The 16,870-nt window shown below is 42.7% G+C and carries 12 protein-coding genes and 3 tRNA genes; 7 read left to right on the forward strand and 8 right to left on the reverse strand.

All coding sequences use genetic code 11. The annotated features are described in order from the left end of the window. Positions 1-63 precede the first annotated feature (63 nt). Complete coding sequence (rrtA, locus tag MMO42_RS07160) at positions 64-639, forward strand: rhombosortase (protein ID WP_005297122.1); 576 nt, start codon at positions 64-66, stop codon at positions 637-639. 184 nt (positions 640-823) lie between these two features. Then, positions 824-3,028 carry a TRAP transporter large permease subunit gene (locus MMO42_RS07165; protein WP_005297120.1) on the forward strand — a complete coding sequence of 735 codons (2,205 nt, stop codon included), beginning with the start codon at positions 824-826 and terminating at the stop codon, positions 3,026-3,028. A gap of 78 nt (positions 3,029-3,106) precedes the next feature. Here the strand turns inward: MMO42_RS07165 and MMO42_RS07170 are convergent, their stop codons facing one another. The 3 genes from MMO42_RS07170 to MMO42_RS07180 all read right to left on the reverse strand — a co-directional run bounded on the left by MMO42_RS07170 (position 3,107) and on the right by MMO42_RS07180 (position 5,500). After that, the gene (locus tag MMO42_RS07170) at positions 3,107-3,649 is read right to left on the reverse strand and encodes a hypothetical protein (RefSeq protein WP_241319858.1); all 543 of its coding nucleotides are present in this window, start codon (positions 3,647-3,649) and stop codon (positions 3,107-3,109) included. 102 nt (positions 3,650-3,751) lie between these two features. After that, positions 3,752-4,630, reverse strand: a complete 879-nt coding sequence (locus MMO42_RS07175; RefSeq protein ID WP_241319859.1) for a DMT family transporter — start codon at positions 4,628-4,630, stop codon at positions 3,752-3,754. A gap of 90 nt (positions 4,631-4,720) precedes the next feature. After that, positions 4,721-5,500 (reverse strand): helix-turn-helix transcriptional regulator, encoded by a 780-nt coding sequence (locus MMO42_RS07180; protein WP_241319860.1) that lies wholly within the window; start codon positions 5,498-5,500, stop codon positions 4,721-4,723. Between the two features lie 114 nt (positions 5,501-5,614). Here MMO42_RS07180 and MMO42_RS07185 point away from each other — a divergent pair, with 114 nt between their 5' ends. Next, positions 5,615-6,529 (forward strand): EamA family transporter, encoded by a 915-nt coding sequence (locus MMO42_RS07185; protein WP_241319861.1) that lies wholly within the window; start codon positions 5,615-5,617, stop codon positions 6,527-6,529. A gap of 47 nt (positions 6,530-6,576) precedes the next feature. On the opposite strand, the gene MMO42_RS07190 is transcribed toward MMO42_RS07185, so the two are convergent. From MMO42_RS07190 to MMO42_RS07200, 3 genes are read right to left on the reverse strand one after another with little or no spacing between them, the layout of a single operon-like run. Beyond that, a complete protein-coding gene (locus MMO42_RS07190) occupies positions 6,577-7,023 on the reverse strand; it encodes a hypothetical protein (RefSeq protein WP_241319862.1) in 447 nt (148 codons plus the stop codon). Positions 7,024-7,033: 10 nt separating this feature from the next. After that, entirely contained in the window at positions 7,034-7,240 is a 207-nt protein-coding gene (locus tag MMO42_RS07195) for a YheV family putative metal-binding protein (protein ID WP_004660391.1), read from the reverse strand. A gap of 38 nt (positions 7,241-7,278) precedes the next feature. Next, positions 7,279-9,318 (reverse strand): M3 family metallopeptidase, encoded by a 2,040-nt coding sequence (locus MMO42_RS07200; RefSeq protein WP_241319863.1) that lies wholly within the window; start codon positions 9,316-9,318, stop codon positions 7,279-7,281. A 135-nt stretch (positions 9,319-9,453) separates the two neighbouring features. On the opposite strand from MMO42_RS07200, the gene MMO42_RS07205 reads away from it, so the two are divergent. Beyond that, a complete protein-coding gene (locus tag MMO42_RS07205; protein ID WP_241319864.1) occupies positions 9,454-9,897 on the forward strand; it encodes a hypothetical protein in 444 nt (147 codons plus the stop codon). A gap of 57 nt (positions 9,898-9,954) precedes the next feature. Here MMO42_RS07205 and rnr read toward each other — a convergent pair whose 3' ends face one another. Beyond that, a complete protein-coding gene (rnr, locus tag MMO42_RS07210) occupies positions 9,955-12,378 on the reverse strand; it encodes a ribonuclease R (RefSeq protein WP_241319865.1) in 2,424 nt (807 codons plus the stop codon). Positions 12,379-12,638: 260 nt separating this feature from the next. Here rnr and MMO42_RS07215 point away from each other — a divergent pair. The 3 genes from MMO42_RS07215 to MMO42_RS07225 all read left to right on the forward strand — a co-directional run bounded on the left by MMO42_RS07215 (position 12,639) and on the right by MMO42_RS07225 (position 12,939). Continuing rightward, positions 12,639-12,728 (forward strand) — tRNA-Ser (locus MMO42_RS07215). An 11-nt stretch (positions 12,729-12,739) separates the two neighbouring features. Further along, positions 12,740-12,816, forward strand: a tRNA-Arg gene (locus MMO42_RS07220). 46 nt (positions 12,817-12,862) lie between these two features. Continuing rightward, positions 12,863-12,939, forward strand: a tRNA-Arg gene (locus MMO42_RS07225). Between the two features lie 122 nt (positions 12,940-13,061). Here the strand turns inward: MMO42_RS07225 and MMO42_RS07230 are convergent. Beyond that, complete coding sequence (locus MMO42_RS07230; RefSeq protein ID WP_241319866.1) at positions 13,062-16,766, reverse strand: hypothetical protein; 3,705 nt, start codon at positions 16,764-16,766, stop codon at positions 13,062-13,064. Positions 16,767-16,870: the final 104 nt, after the last annotated feature.

Consider the following 16,870-nt stretch of genomic DNA (forward strand, 5'->3'; position numbering starts at 1 on the left):
GACCTTTTATATTTGAAACATCTAAACTTGTAAAAGGTCTGTTTTTTAAGAGGTGGTAGATAAATGAAAGATCAAATATGGATAAGGAAAGTCATTTTGATCGCGATATGTATTTCCATATCGGCTTGTCTACAAGTGTTTGCAGATCATTTTATTTATTGGAGACCCAGTCTACTGACTGAGTTTTGGCGGTTATGGACTGCGCATTGGGTACATGTGGGTTGGATTCATTTCTTGCTGAATATGTTGGCATTTGCATGTTTACCATTTATTTTTCCTCATGTACGCAATTGGCATCTGTGGGCTTTGCTGTTGCTACTTCCCCCATTCATTAGTTTAGTTTTTTATTTCTATTTGCCTTATATTGATGCTTATGCAGGCCTTTCAGGGGTTTTGCATGGTTTATATACCGCAGTCGGATTGGTGTATTTGCAATATAAGAATGAACGTAAATTTGCAATGTTAGTGTTGGCACTGATCGCTGCGAAACTGATCTGGGAAAACTCTTTTGGACAAACAGGAACGGCTCAGCTCATTGGTAGCCCCGTACTGACAGAAGCGCATCTGATTGGTGCAATTGGTGGTGTGATATGTGGTTTAAGCTATTTATTGATAAGAAGGAAAACAGAGAACATATAAATTGATAAAAATAACCAACAATAAAGTGATTGCAGTCATTCTTTTTTGAAAAAGTTTGCTGCAAATTTAATCGGTTTAAAAGGGATTGGTTAAGAAGAGGGTAAATTCATTTATCTATCAACCATGGACATCGCATGATTCAACATCTTTGGATGGATGTTGATAACAATAAACTGGAATAGACATGCAAAATGATCAAGAGAATAAATCCGGATTAGCCCGGTTAGGCTATATCTGGAATGATTGGATATCAACATTCATCATTCTTGCTTTGTTGCTAATGACTTTGCTTATTGGTACAGGCGAGATGATTCACGGTCAGATGCTTCGTATGGGGGAGCGTCTGTATGGTGATCAAACAACAGGGATGCAGTACTCATTTTTACGTGCGGAACCTGAAAAACCATCTTGTGATCGACATCCTAACATTGATGCACAAGTTCAAGAGCAGATGAAAGCCAATGCTGCCGATGAATTTGCCAGTATGTTTGGTGCGGCTTCTGAATCTGATGTGCGTGCATCATTGCTCGCGGCTCAGCAACAATGTGAAGAAAAATATCAATTCTATGATAAAGCAATGAAGCACTTGGAAGCTCATCCAAGCATTCGTACTTATCGTAAAGTTGAAACCACCTTCTTCGGTATCTTTAAACTAGGATCTGAAAACCAAACTGTTATTTTATTAATCATGGTGTTGTTTGCTTCGATTACAGCATCTTTGCGTTATCACCATATTGGTTTGCGTGCACCAAAAACTAAAATTGACTTCCGTGTTTATTCGGCGTTGATGGTTGCAGGTAATGCTTTACTCAGTTATTCAGTGATTAGCCAATACCACTCGGTATTGAATTCTGGGGTCGAGGTTGCGGGTAAAACAGCTGTCTTGTATTGGTTGTGGATTGCACTGTTTGTATCGCTGACCATTATCAGTATTTTCCAGTTTATCTTTATTCCAAAAACTGCACAGCCGAAAGGTAACTTTGGTTTAGCTTTACTCAGTGTGCCACTGTATGCCTTCATGTCCTTGGTGACAGGGATTGTATTTACCTTCTTCATGGATTATCCGATGGGGCAAGGGATTTACTTAGGTATCTTGGTTGAGTTCTCGGGGATTTTCTTAAATCTTGCATTGTTTATTTGGGCAGGTATGTTGCTCACTCAAACACGTGTGATGGATTTATTCTTAAACATCCTACGTCCATGGAACTTGGCACCTGAAACACTAACGTGGTTAATCTTGATTGCAGCAGCGATTCCAACAGCATATACAGGTGCTTCTGGTATTTTCGTTATTGCAGCGGGTGCGATCATCTATAAAGAAGTCTGGAACTCTGGTGCACGTCGTCAATATGCACTAGCTGTATCTGCGATGTCAGGTTCTTTGGGTGTGGTCATTCGTCCATGCTTGCTTGTGATCTTGATTTCGATGCTGGACAGCCGTCATGTGACCTCTACAGAATTATTTGATCATGGTATCTATGTATTCTGGTTAACAGCATTCATTTTCCTTGGTGTTTCTTTAATTCTTGCTGAAGAAAAATTCCGTGTGAACTCGCCTAAAATTGCAGTTCCTGGCATGTTGCGTGCGTGTGTACCTGTGATTCCTTATGTGATCATTGGTTTTGCCGTTGTGATGTTCTATAAGCTTGCTTTAGATACATCGATCAATGAATTCACTGCACCGATGATTTTACCGTTGGTGTTGATTGCAATGATCTTGTTTGACAAGTTGTTTTCAGCAAAACTTGCACCTGCACCAGTCGTTGATGCCAAGCATGAAGCACTGGTTCGTGAGCATGAAAAGAAATCAGAATTCTTGAAATCACATGATCCACATGGCAGTAAGAGCTTTGGTTTTGGTGGTGCATTACGTTTTGCAACCTCAGAAACGGTTGGACATATCGGTGCATTGATTCTGCTTATGGCATTATCTGCAAGTGTTGGTGGTTTAATCGAGCGTGCTGAAGTGGTTGAGTTATTACCGACACACTTAGGTAATATCTATATTTCACTTGCCTTTATTGCGCTGTTACTTGCCATTATTGGTATGACAACAGATCCATTTGGTGCGGTGATTTTAGTTGCTGCAACGGTTGCACCTGTGGCCTACGAGAATGGTATCCATCCGATCCACTTCTGGATGATCGTATTGGTTGCATTCGAATTCGGTTATGTAACGCCGCCAGTTGCCTTAAACCACTTGCTGACGCGACTCTCCGTCGGGGATGAAGAGGTTACGGCCGCCGATAAGGAAGCGAAAGAGAAATACACCAGTTTCTACTTCCGTTATGAGCGTTGGTTATTGCCGATTATCGTATTGTTCTCATCTTTGGTGTTGGTGACATATGCGCCGTATATCTTCCAAATGTTTGGTTGGTATAAACACTAACTCTTGAAACTAAAAAAGCACCTTCGGGTGCTTTTTTAGTTTCAACATGACTTAAGAAAAATTATTTGAAAAGCTATTTTAGATAATCTTCTGATCTCTTAAAGCTTGTAATAGTTCTCCAATATTTGAAGAAATCGCTGAGCGGACAGCCTCAGAGTCTGTTCCTGCTGATGTTTTTGGTGCCGCTTTATGTGTTTTGATGGTGTTCTTATAAATTATTTTTCCGCTTTTGGTGACTGAATAATCGATGTCTAAATAGAAGTCGACTTCTACAAAGCCAATCCAATTATATTCAAATTTTTGAACATCTCCGGAGATTTTGAGATCTGCATCTTGGTTTGGGTTAAATCCTGAGGCAATTAATTCTTTAGTTAAAGATGATTTTAATAATATATCTGCTTTATCAGACATATACATGCTTCCAATCGCCGCTGTTGGTTTTTGAAACTCATTTTGTTTAACTAAACCTTTCTCAGCGGGGATATATTTGAATACACCAACACTGATATCACCTTGTCCTCGAATAGATGGAGAGGCAATGTAGTTAATAGGCATTGTGGTGGAACAGCCAGAAATAATTAAAGCTGCCCCGATTAATGAAGTTAAAAATATTTTTTTCATTAGATATTTCCAATTGTTATAAAGTCGCACAATTTATCAAAAGGTTTAATCAAATAATAGGTGATCTTTCTATTAAAGATTCTTGATATATAAAGAATTGGCTTATTTAAGTAATTTCTTTCTTTGCGTTAATGGGCTACATAACAAAATTGCCAAAAGGATAATGCCGAAACCGATCAGGCTAGAAAGATCAGGGACTTCATTCCAAAGCAAAAAGCCCCAGATTCCTGCGAAGATAATCGCAACATAATTGACGGGTGCAATTTGTCCTGCAGGAGCAAGACGATAGGCATGAGACATAAAAATCTGGCTGACATTGGCCAGTACACCAGCTGCAATTAGAAAAAACAGTTCATGTAAATGGTAAGGCCGCCAGACCCAAAACATCGGAATCACGGACAAGAGTGAACCAATAAAGCAGAAATAAAATACGATGCGTTCAGGCGGTTCAGTTTGGGTGAGTGCACGTACTGTGACAAAGGCCATCGATGCCAATAAACTCGAACTGATACCTACGATTGAAATCCAATTCAGTAAACCTTGATCAGGTTTTGCCACACAGAACACGCCAATAAAACCCAAGCCCGCCGCAAATAGCATCGCCGTAGTGACTTTTTCTTTGAGGAACAGCCACGCGATTAAAGGAATAAAAATCGGCGAGGAATAGGTAAATACCATGGCATTGGAAAGCTTTAAATGGGCAATGGCATAGAAGAATCCATACATGGCTGCGAGTCCAACGATACTGCGCCATGTATGCATCCAGAGTTTTTCTGTTTTTACAAAGCTTGTTCCTTGCTTCAAAATAAAAGGGAGGAACAGAATCAGCCCGACCACATTGCGGAAAAATACAATGGTGTAGTTATCTACGGTATGTGAGGCGTAACGAATACAGATTCCCATCACTGAAAAAAGCAGAGCAGAAAGGGTGAGACAACCAATCGCGAGGAAAAGGTTGCGATTGGAGTGAGGCGTGTCCATAGTGATTATTGTATTGGGGGAGTATGCCTATTTTATGCCTCTACGCAGAGGAAAGGAATGCAAATTCACCTGAATACCTCAAACAGAGGCTCAAGTATATGTTTCAGAAAACTGTTTGAGATAGTCGCTCGGTGTCATGCTGGTTTCACGCTTAAACATGGCACTAAACGCGCTTGGGCTGTCATAACCCAAGTCTAGTGCGACATTTAATACGGGCTTGTTCATGCCCAAGTCAATCATGGCTTGCATGAGTTTGGCTTGGCGGACCCAATGGGAAAAATGGAGTCCAGTTTCTCTTTGAAAATGACGCGCCAGCGTTTTACTACTCATATGTAGTTGCTCTGCGGTATCTTCTAGGTTCCACTCCAGCGCTAAATTATCTTTAATTCTTTGGCATAGCTGCTGAAGTTTTGGATTCTGAGGATCAGGTAGATTGAAGGCGAGCGTGGGCAATAACCGAACTTCATCTAAAATCAGTTGCAGTAGTCGTTCATTACGGCTATTCGTCTGAATACTCGTCCGTATTTGCATGGCACTGCTCATCAACTCTCTTAATAAGGCGGGAATTGCAACGACGCGACATTGATCTAGCGTATTGGTTTGAGGTGAGACCTCGATAAAAACGCCTCGGGCTTTGACATCACCACTACTGAGTAGGGCATGTGGTTTTTGCGCAGGAATCCAGACACCACGCCCAGGTGGAGTAATCCAGATCCCTTCATGGGTCTGAACACGGATCACACCCGATAGCGTATGAATTAATTGGATTCGATCATGGCTATGCCAATCTTCAATATGTCCATGTGGGTAGTTTTCAGAAAATGCATACACTGGATAATCTAAGAATCCATGTTCAAAGTTCTTGCCCATCTCAAGTCTCTCAAACCTATTGTCTTTTTCTCGGTAGAAGTCGTCTTATTATCGAGAAACGATGATTCGATTATTTTTTAGCATGATTGATACTGCAATGTATAGGTCTCGTTCATGTTTCAGAAAGCTTATTTTTATCCATTATTCGCCATTTTATTTTGGGCGGGAAATGTCGTGGTCTCCAAAATGGCAAGTCATGCTATTTCTCCTGTGGCGATTACTTTTTATCGTCTGGTACTGGCGCTTACTGTGATGAGTACTTTTGTGCTGATTCCAGTCTGGAAAAATCGGAAGACGATTCAGCAATATTGGAAGCAATTGGCGCTGGGAGGTTTTCTTTCGGTGTCTTTATTTCAGTTTTTGTCTTATCAAGCGGCAGCGACCACCACCGCAACCAATATGGCGATTGTGACTGCATTGATTCCGTTACTGACCATGATCCTGAGTAGTTTAATGCTGAAAGATCGTATCAGTTATGGCATGTTGTTTGGTGGCGCTTTATCTTTCTATGGCATTTTGTACTTGCTGAGTCATGGTTCAATTGTTGATATTTGGCAGCAAGGTGTTCATTTGGGTGATGGCTTAATGTTGATTGCAGCAGCAGGCTATGCTTTATATGGCGTGTTGCTGAAACGCTGGAAAATGCCGATCCCTGCTTGGCAATCTAACTTCGTACAATCCAGTTTTGCCATTATATATGTATTGCCATTTTTTATATTTTTGCCTGCCAAAGACATACAGTTGAACCAACAGACTATTCCTCTGATTGTATATGCCAGTATTTTTTCTTCGGTGTTGTTGTCTTATTTTTGGATTGAAGGAGTGAGACATTTAGGGCCGAATCGCAACAGTATTTTTATGAATTTACTGCCGTTGTTTACCGCCATGATCGCAGTGGCATTATTGGGGGAACATTTGCAGATGTTTCATTATATTGGTGGGGGATTAACCTTAATTGGTATTCTGATTGCTCAAACTATTCAGAAACCCATCCAACTGAAGCGAGACTCGAAGCAAATTTTAGATTAACCATATTGCGAACAAAAAAGCTTTAACCGAGGTTAAAGCTTTTTCTTTTAAGATTTACGCTGTGCAGCGATTTGGGCTTCCAAGAGCTTAATTTGATCTTCTTTCAGCTTGAGTAACGTATCAACATCGCTATTTTGCTGTTTCAAATCATGTTGCTGGTCTTGCAGTTGTTGATGAATATCATCCAACTTTGCGATTTCTTCTTTCGCTAAACTATCATTGGCAGGAATTGGATCCTTAATGATTGATGCTTCAACCAATTGAATTGGCTCGGCAACATCAGGTGTTGCTGCGGTTTCTTCAGCGGTCGTTGTTGGCTGTGCGGGTGTTGCAACGGTTTTTGTGGCAACAGGCTGAGTTGCGTTGGTCGTTGTTTGCTGGTCTTTTTGTGCTAGAAACCATTGGACAGCAAGGAACAGAACCACTGCAACGCTCATTCCGGCAATTATCATCCATAATAATTTGGAATTTTCAGTTTGGTATGTGGACATCATTTTTAACCTTCTAGTCAAAATGACGAGGTTTGAACTGTATCACCCCAATTTCATCTGGCTCAGCGGGTTGCTGCTCTTCCACGTGGGTCGGGCGTTTTTCGCTATAAGCACATTCGATACATTCAATCCACTCGTCATCCACAGTGATGATCTTAACGACACGATCTAAGGCGCCACATTTAGGGCATTTTGCGCCCGCGATGAACTGTCTTTTCATGTCAGTTAATTACACCCTGTGAATAATAATGACATAGTTTAAGCGGTTTTATCTGTGTTCGTCCAACCTTGATGGCGTAATAACGCATCTATTTTCGGTTCTCTTTTTCGGAAATTGCGAAACGCATCAAGTGCTGTATCTTTTCCGCCAACTGCTAGAATAAACTTTCTAAACTCTTTTCCAGTCTCGGTATTAAAAATACCTTCACTTTCGAAACGGTCAAAAGCATCACTCGCTAAAACTTCTGCCCATTTATATGAGTAGTAGCCTGCAGCATAACCTCCCGCAAAAATATGACTAAAACTGTGCTGGAAACGGTTATAAGCAACAGCAGGTACAACCGCAAATTTACTGCGAATATCATCTAAAGTCGCTTGGATTTGCTGGCTGTTTAATGCGGGTGCTTGGCGATGAATCGTAAGATCAAACAAAGCAAATTCAATTTGACGCAGGGTTTGCATACCTGACTGGAAGAAACGTGCATCGAGCAAAGCAGATAACAATTCTTGTGGTAGCGTTTGCTTGGTTTCAGTGTGCTCACTGAGAACGTCTAGGCTCTCATTGTCCCATGCCCAGAATTCCATAAACTGACTTGGTAATTCAACTGCATCCCATGCCACGCCGTGTGTGCCTGCAACCGAGATGTTATCCACTTCGGTCAACATATGATGTAAGCCATGTCCAAATTCATGGAATAAAGTAATTACTTCATCGTGAGTAAGTAGGGCAGGTTGATCACCAATGGGTGGCGTGAAGTTACACACCATATAGCAAATTGGTTTTTGCAGACCAGTCGCTGTTTGCACGCGAGAGCGGAAACCACTCATCCATGCACCACCACGTTTGCCGTTACGTGCATATAAATCAAAGTAGAAACCACCAACCACTTGACCTTGATCTTCAATTTCAAAATAACGTACGTCATCTTGCCAAACAGGGGCTTGGCGTTCAACGATCTGGATACCGTAAAGGCGTTGCACGATCTGGAATAAACCGTCAACGACTTTGGGTGCAGGGAAATAAGGCTTAAGTGCTTCTTGAGAAAGATTGAATTGTTGTTGCTTCAATTTTTCAGAATAGTAAGTTGCATCCCATGGTTTTAATTCTTCAATTCCATCTTGTTGCGCAATGGTTTTGAGTTCTGCAATTTCAGCCAGTGCAGGAGTACGGGCATGTTCTGCCAAATCCACTAAGAATTGATGAACAGTTTCAACATCAGGTGCCATTTTGCTGGCAAGTGAATATTCAGCGAAATTATTGAAGCCAAGCAGTTGCGCCATTTCCTGACGTAAGCTCAGAATCTCTTCCATCACAGGAGTATTGTCAAATTCGGTCTGGTCGGATTGATCTGAGGCACGCGTGACATAAGCTTTGTAGAGTTCTTCTCTTAATTCACGATCATCGGCATAGGTCATAATCGCAAAATAAGCAGGGAAGTCGAGTGTGGCAACAGCCTGTTCAAGTTCGCGTTGTTGTCCGTATTGTTTTAACAGTTCAACACTGCTTTGTGGTAAACCTTTGAGTTGGGCTTCTGCCAACGGTTTGAAATACGCTTGGGTTGCATCCAGCACATGGTTCGAGAAATCTGAAGATAGTTGTGATAAACGTGCTGAAATTTCTGCATAACGTTTTTTCGCTTCACCTTCGAGCGCAACGCCAGACAGTTTAAAGTCACGTAAAGCCAGTTTAATAGCACTTTGTTGTGCTTCGCTCAGTGTTTGAAAAACAGCACTGTCATGAACCTGTTGATAGGTTTGATAAAGCGCCGTGTGTTGACCCAACTGGGTGTAATATTCGCTTAGGCTGGGTAGCAAGGCTTGATACACTTCACGGGTTTCAGCATTGTTCATGACGGCATTGAGATGGGATAAAACACCCCAAGCTTCACTCATATTATTTTCAAGTTGATCGACTTCGCTCAGCGTGGCAAGTTGAGCTTCTGTCGTTGCTGGAACTTCATTGAGTTGATTTAAGAAATCTTGACCATTTTGAATGCTATGTTCAATCTGTTGTTTTAAGTCGGCAAGTTGAATTTGATCAAATTGAGGAACGGGAAGCGTTGCTTGCTGTAGTGTCATTGTATTTTTGCCATTTCATCTTTAAACATAGTTATAGATGTAGGGGTTTGAGGTGGGGAAATCAAGGTTTGTTTAATTGTTTGTATTATTTTCTAATGATAAAGAACTATGTTTTATCAACAAATGGGGGAGATCATGAGTTTATTGCTTAATGAGTTTAAAAATGTTTCTTTAAATTTGGAGTTACTTAAGTCGGTTTACGATGAAACCTTGAAGCAAACAGTAATTCAGATTAATTTTCAAGTGGTTACTCCTAATAGAATTTATTCTTACATACATAATTCAGGTTTAATTTTATGGAAAATTGCCTTGGAGTCGTTATTGAAGGAGCTTAAGCAATTACATCTAAGAGAAGTAAAAGAGGTTTCCTTTTATCCTGTAGATATGTATTTCATTTTTGAGATAGAGCGGTTTGATGTTCCTGATGATACAGGTATACAGTGGTCTGTTAAATTTCCATCAGGAATACATTATGGTGTAGAAAGTGCAGGCTATGAAGAAGCAATAATTTTTGTAATCAATGATTCTTCATTACGAAACTTTATCGATGGTTTAGAAAAAGAATTGGCACATGTTTAAAAAATTAGATTGGACATATATAGGACAAGTTCATGACTGAACTTGTCCCTAAGTGAATCAGTCCTGCTTTGCTTTCGCATTCGACTTTTTCTTTTTCACTTTCTTCTTGGCTTTCTCTTTGGCCTCAGGTTTAGCAGAAGACTTCTTACCCGATTTCTTGGCATAAGAACTTGGACTGTTTTTATCCTTTTTCTTACGCACAGGCTTTTCACCATCTTCACTTAATTTTGCTTTAGCTGGTGCTTTGCTAAAAACCTCTTCTGTGCTTTGAGTGCGGTTTGGCGTCGAAGTACGAGGTGCTTTTTGACGAATGACTCGACCTAAATGGGTTAATTGCTGCACTAACTGGAAGTCGATCTTACGTTCTTCCAAGTTTACACCTGCCACTTGGATTTTTACTTCATCACCAAGACTGAATGACTGGCCACGGTTTTGACCAATCAAGCTTTGGCTGGCTTGGTCATATACGAAGAAGTCATCGCCCAATTGGCTGACATGAATCATCCCATCGACATATAAATCTTTGAGTGTGACAAACAGGCCAAACTCTGTGACGGCACTGATGATACCAACAAACTCATCACCGATATGCTGTTGCATATAATGGCATTTTAACCACATGGTAACGCTACGTGATGCCTCATCGGCACGACGTTCTGTTTTTGAAAAATGCTCACCCGCATCATCCAAAGCTGCACCTGACAGTGGATAGGCTTTCTTGTCTAAATACGCTTTGATGGCACGGTGTAATAATAAATCAGGATAACGACGAATTGGCGAAGTAAAGTGGGTATAGGCTTCATATGCCAAACCATAATGGCCTGAATTTTTTGCGCCATAGTAGGCCTGCATCATTGAACGTAACAGTACTGCATGGATACTTGGTGCATCTAAACGATCTTTGGTCGCTTCAATGACGGCTTGATAATCGGCTTGAGTTGGCTGTTCAGGGAATGGCAGACCCAACAACTTCACAAAGTCACGTACTTTTTGAATACGTGAAAACTCTGGTGCCTCATGCACACGATACAGCATTGGAATATCATGTTCTAACGCATATTCTGCTGCAGCCACGTTGGCCAGCAACATACATTCTTCAATTAATTTATGTGCATCGTTACGACTACGCGGCAAGATTTCTTTGATACCACCTAACTCGTCAAAGGTCATATAGGTTTCAATGGTTTCAAATTCCATTGCATGACGTTCAGCACGTAAGCCTTTTAGCGTTTGATAAAGCTGGAAGAGTGTATTGAGTGACTTATGAATGGTCTTATCTTCAGGGATCGCATGGGTTGCGCCCTCAAAATATTGTCCTACTTGGGTATAAGTCAAACGAGCTTTGGAATGCATCACCGCTGGATAGAACTCATAAGCTGTGACTTTACCTGCACGAGACAGTTTTAAATCACAGACCATACACAGACGGTCAACATGTGGATTTAAAGAACATAGACCATTCGATAATGCTTCTGGCAGCATAGGCAAGACAAAGTGCGGGAAATAAACCGATGTACCGCGTTCTTCGGCTTCTTCATTTAAAGGTGAGTCTAAACGAACATAATGGCTGACATCGGCAATTGCGACGACAACACGATAACCACCGCCTGCACGTTTTTCTGCAAATACGGCATCGTCAAAGTCACGTGCATCTTCACCATCAATGGTGACCAGTGGCAAATCACGTAAATCAACACGTCCTTTAAGATCTTTCGCCGATGGTTCTTTGAAGCTTTCAGCTTCTTTCACCACGGCTTCTGGAAATTCGTAAGGTAGACCAAATTCTAGAATTGTTTGTGGAATGATAATTTCGGTATCTGCTTTATCCGCCATCGATTGCACGATATGACCTGTCGCCAGTTCTTCACGTGTTGGATAGTCATCAATTGCGACACGCAGCATATCCCCAACTTTGGCATTGGCATGCTCAATCAATTCTTTTTCTAAAGTAATGGGTTGGTGTTGGTTTGGATTACTTGGTTGAATAAAGTATTCACCTTCATGTTCAGACAATTTGCCAATAATCTGTTTGACACGATGTTGTACTACTTCGGTGATAAAGCCCCAAGGCTTACCTTTACGGTCAACCGAAGTCTGACGCACTTTAACGCGGTCGCCATTAAAGACCAGACGCAGTTCGCGTTCAGGTAAAAGGATATCTTCCTGACCTGAAATATTAGCAGTGCCCAAGCCCTTACTATTGATATAGACCGTTGCTTCATGGCTTGGCAGATCGGTTGCAGGTTGGTATTTAAAACCATCCTTCATAAGTTGTCCGTCACGCACCATGGCACTTAAACGGTGATTCAATGCATCAATACTTTTTTGATCTGGAATATTAAAGTGATCAACGAGTTCTGCATGAGACTGTGCAGCTTTTAATTGTTCTAATGTAGTTAGAATAAGAGTTCGGCTAGGAATAGGATTATCGTAACGTTGCGCTTCTGCTTTTGCTTCGGGATCAACCCAATTTGTAGTCATATCGTTTCATTTCACATCTGGCAGATCGGTTTAGCATAAGTCATTCAAACTCTAACTGCACGTCAAAGATTGCAAGATTCTGTTTATTGCCCCGATCTAAATAAAGGAGAGAACACTATATTAACAAGCGTTGAGCCAAAAAATGCTGAAAAAATACAAGAATTGGTTAAAAAACATTTGATTGGTTTAAAAAAGGAGAAAAAAACAGGATCATCCCTTGTGTAATGTAGTTTTAGTTTGTATTATTGCGCTCGTGTTACGGTGAGATGGGTGAGTGGCTGAAACCACATCCCTGCTAAGGATGCGTACGGGTAACTGTACCGAGGGTTCGAATCCCTCTCTCACCGCCACTTTACTTAAAGCGCTCATAGCTCAGCTGGATAGAGCACTTGGCTACGAACTAAGGGGTCGGGAGTTCGAATCTCTCTGAGCGCACCAAGTAAAGATTTAAAGTAACACACGCCTGAATAGGCATATAAGTAATGCGCTCATAGCTCAGCTGGATAGAGCACTTGGCTACGAACTAAGGGGTCGGGAGTTCGAATCTCTCTGAGCGCACCAACTTAAATGAAAGAAACCGCTTAATTGCGGTTTTTTTGTGCCTGAATATTGCTAATCGAATATTAATCAAATGATCAATATAAAAAAGCCGCTGATCTCAGCGGCTTTTTTAGTTGTTCTATTTAGAAGTGATTGACTGAACTGAATAGATGGTCGGTTAAATTGTTTAAAGAAGATGGAAGCGAAATAAGATCTGTTAATGAACCACCATTTGGATTCGGTTCACCCACAGCAATGCCTGAGGTGACTGTTCCTGTTAGTGCATCCAAGATTCCATCCACACTTCCGTGAGCACTGTAATCTCCATTGCCAACACTGACACTGATCAGATTATTGATACTCTCTAATGAACCGTCTGTGAATAAGGTGCTGACATGATCTTGTAGTGTGTCAACAGCGATGTTGCCATTACTAATTACAGTCTGAATTGGTTGGGCAATACCTGAAATTACATCTCCGCTATTCACACCATTGCTGATGGTTGCAAAAATATCGGTTAATGAACCCAAAGGCCCGCCGTCACCACCACCGATTCCACCCGTAATACCGCCGATGATGCCTGTGATTGCACCCAATGGACCGCCGTCACCACCGCCAATTCCACCCGTAATACCACCGATAATGTCAGTGATTGAACCTAAAGGCCCGCCGTCACCACCACCAATTCCGCCAGTAATGCCACCGATAATGTCAGTGATTGAACCTAAAGGCCCACCGTCACCACCACCGATTCCGCCAGTAATACCACCGATAATGTCAGTGATTGAACCTAAAGGCCCACCATCACCACCGCCAATTCCACCCGTAATACCACCAATGATGCCTGTGATTGCACCTAAAGGACCGCCGTCACCACCACCAATTCCACCTGTGATACCACCGATAATGTCAGTGATTGAACCTAGAGGCCCACCATCACCACCACCGATACCGCCAGTAATGCCACCAATAATGCCTGTGATTGCACCTAAAGGACCACCCTCACCACCACCAATTCCACCAATGATTCCACCTACATCTGTCAGATCACCTGCAATATGCTGAACCAAACCAGAAGCAGTTGAACCATTATTAATCAATGTACCAACTACACCTGTAAGAGAACCTGCAGCGCCACCGATATCCGCACCTGCTAAATCAGAAATTGCTTCAAGTGTGCCGTTTACCGTATCACGAGACGTTTCAAAGGTGAGGGTACCCAGATTGGTTAAATCCGTGACTGGATGAACGCCCGGAAGAACACCGCTAATTGCGCCACCTACCGTAGTGATACCTGTATTGATGATATCTGTTTTGAGACTTTCAACGCCTTGAAGAACGTCGATCCCTGTTTGGATCACACCTGTGACAGGATTATTGCCTAAATCACCACCTGTAATACCGCCGATGATGCCTGTGATTGCGCCCAAAGGCCCGCCGTCACCACCACCAATTCCACCCGTAATACCGCCGATGATGCCTGTGATTGCGCCTAAAGGCCCACCGTCACCACCACCGATTCCACCCGTAATACCACCGATAATGTCAGTGATTGAACCTAGAGGCCCGCCATCACCACCACCGATACCGCCTGTGATGCCACCAATAATGCCTGTGATCGCACCTAATGGACCACCTTCGCCACCACCAATTCCGCCCGTGATACCACCGATAATACCTGTGATTGCACCAAGAGGACCGTCATCACCACCACCGATGCCACCAACATCTGTCAGATCACCTGCAATATGCTGAACCAGACCAGAGGCTGTTGAGCCATTATTAATTAATGTGCCGACAACACCTGTGAGAGAACCCGCAGCGCCACCGATATCTGCACCCGCTAAATCAGAAATTGCTTCAAGTGTACCGTTTACGGTGTCACGAGACGTTTCAAAGGTGAGGGTACCCAGATTGGTGAGGTCCGTGACAGGATGAACGCCCGGAAGAACACCGCTGATTGCACCACCAACAGTGCTAATACCTGTATTGATAATATCTGTTTTTAGGCTTTCAACACCTTGAAGCACATCGATCCCTGTTTGAATCACGCCTGTGACAGGATTATTGCCTAAATCACCACCTGTAATACCGCCGATAATGTCAGTGATTGAACCTAGAGGTCCACCATCACCACCGCCAATTCCACCAGTGATACCACCAATAATACCAGTGATCGCACCTAAAGGCCCGCCGTCACCACCACCGATACCGCCAGTGATGTCACCAATAATGCCCGTGATTGCACCTAAAGGACCACCTTCACCGCCGCCAATTCCGCCCGTGATACCACCGATAATACCTGTGATTGCACCAAGAGGGCCGCCGTCACCGCCACCGATGCCACCGACATCTGTCAGATCACCTGCAATATGCTGAACCAAACCAGAAGCAGTTGAGCCATTATTAATTAATGTGCCGACAACACCTGTGAGAGAACCAGCAGCGCCACCAATATCTGCACCCGCTAAATCAGAAATTGCTTCAAGTGTTCCATTTACCGTATCGCGAGACGTTTCAAAGGTGAGGGTACCAAGATTGGTGAGGTCTGTGACAGGATGAACGCCCGGAAGAACACCGCTGATTGCACCACCAACAGTGCTAATACCTGTGTTGATAATATCTGTTTTTAGGCTTTCAACGCCTTGAAGAACATCGATCCCTGTTTGGATCACACCTGTGACAGGATTATTGCCTAAATCACCACCAGTAATACCACCGATAATGTCAGTGATCGCACCTAATGGACCACCTTCGCCACCACCGATTCCACCAGTGATGCCACCGATAATGCCCGTGATCGCACCTAAAGGACCACCGTCACCGCCACCAATTCCACCTGTAATACCGCCGATAATGCCACCTGCGTCAGTGAGATCGCCAGCAATATGCTGAACCAAGCCAGAAGCAGTTGAACCGTTATTGATCAATGTACCCACAACACCTGTAAGAGAACCAGCAGCACCACCAATATCAGCACCTGCTAAATCAGAAATTGCTTCAAGTGTACCGTTTACGGTGTCACGAGACGTTTCAAAGGTGAGGGTACCTAAATGAGCTAGATCACCAATAGGGTGCTCTGATTGATGAACTGCACCGATAATGGTACCTGCAACAGTATCAATCCCCGTATTGATAATATCTGTTTTTAGGCTTTCAACACCTTGCAGCACATCAATACCCGTTTGGATCACACCCGTCACAGGATTGTTGCCTAAATCACCGCCAGTGATACCACCGATGATTCCTGTGACTGCGCCAAGAGGACCACCATCGGTACCACCCGTGATGCCCCCAATGATTCCTGTAATTGCGCCAAGCGGACCTCCATCAGTTCCGCCTGTAATGCCGCCGATGATTCCAGTCACTGCACCAAGAGGGCCACCATTGCTACCACCCGAAATACCACTGATAATGCCAGTCACTGCACCAAGAGGACCGCCATCGGTACCACCTGTAACGCCTCCAATAATATGCGTTACAGTATCAAGTGGATTACCGTTGCCTCCACCTGTAATACTGCCAACAATATTTGTGACGGCTCCAAGTGGGTTACTGCCAGCGCCGCCCGTAATACCACCAAGAATATTTGTAACTGCTGAAAGAGGACTGGCATGCCCAGTTACACTTCCTAAAATACCTGTAATCGAACTTACAGGGTTGTTGGCTGCTCCGCCTGTGATACTGCTCACCGTATTGGTTACGGTATTTGTTGAAACGATATTTGTAATTGTAGAAAGGGAAAGGGGAGCAAGAATTGAACCGCCAACATGTGATGCTGAGGTATTACTATCGATGAGATTGGATGTAATACTTTTAATGGGTGACAAAAGACTTTTGAAAAGCATAACGATACCTATATTTTTAAAGTTGTGTTGTTTTTGATGTAGTTATTAATTGCTATGATTTTTTTGTGATTAAAGTCACATTAATCTTTTTTAGTGTTATATGT

Source organism: Acinetobacter sp. ANC 3882, assembly GCF_022549545.1.
Classification (GTDB): domain Bacteria; phylum Pseudomonadota; class Gammaproteobacteria; order Pseudomonadales; family Moraxellaceae; genus Acinetobacter.

What these genes read in the sequence shown, in the direction of transcription:
- MMO42_RS07170 (WP_241319858.1), bottom strand. Translation starts at nt 3,649, where the DNA reads ATGAAAAAAATATTTTTAACTTCATTAATCGGGGCAGCTTTAATTATT.
- MMO42_RS07200 (WP_241319863.1), bottom strand. Translation starts at nt 9,318, where the DNA reads ATGACACTACAGCAAGCAACGCTTCCCGTTCCTCAATTTGATCAAATT.
- MMO42_RS07185 (WP_241319861.1), top strand. Translation starts at nt 5,615, where the DNA reads ATGTTTCAGAAAGCTTATTTTTATCCATTATTCGCCATTTTATTTTGG.
- MMO42_RS07165 (WP_005297120.1), top strand. Translation starts at nt 824, where the DNA reads ATGCAAAATGATCAAGAGAATAAATCCGGATTAGCCCGGTTAGGCTAT.
- MMO42_RS07195 (WP_004660391.1), bottom strand. Translation starts at nt 7,240, where the DNA reads ATGAAAAGACAGTTCATCGCGGGCGCAAAATGCCCTAAATGTGGCGCC.
- MMO42_RS07180 (WP_241319860.1), bottom strand. Translation starts at nt 5,500, where the DNA reads ATGGGCAAGAACTTTGAACATGGATTCTTAGATTATCCAGTGTATGCA.
- rnr (WP_241319865.1), bottom strand. Translation starts at nt 12,378, where the DNA reads ATGACTACAAATTGGGTTGATCCCGAAGCAAAAGCAGAAGCGCAACGT.
- MMO42_RS07190 (WP_241319862.1), bottom strand. Translation starts at nt 7,023, where the DNA reads ATGATGTCCACATACCAAACTGAAAATTCCAAATTATTATGGATGATA.
- MMO42_RS07230 (WP_241319866.1), bottom strand. Translation starts at nt 16,766, where the DNA reads ATGCTTTTCAAAAGTCTTTTGTCACCCATTAAAAGTATTACATCCAAT.
- MMO42_RS07205 (WP_241319864.1), top strand. Translation starts at nt 9,454, where the DNA reads ATGAGTTTATTGCTTAATGAGTTTAAAAATGTTTCTTTAAATTTGGAG.
- rrtA (WP_005297122.1), top strand. Translation starts at nt 64, where the DNA reads ATGAAAGATCAAATATGGATAAGGAAAGTCATTTTGATCGCGATATGT.
- MMO42_RS07175 (WP_241319859.1), bottom strand. Translation starts at nt 4,630, where the DNA reads ATGGACACGCCTCACTCCAATCGCAACCTTTTCCTCGCGATTGGTTGT.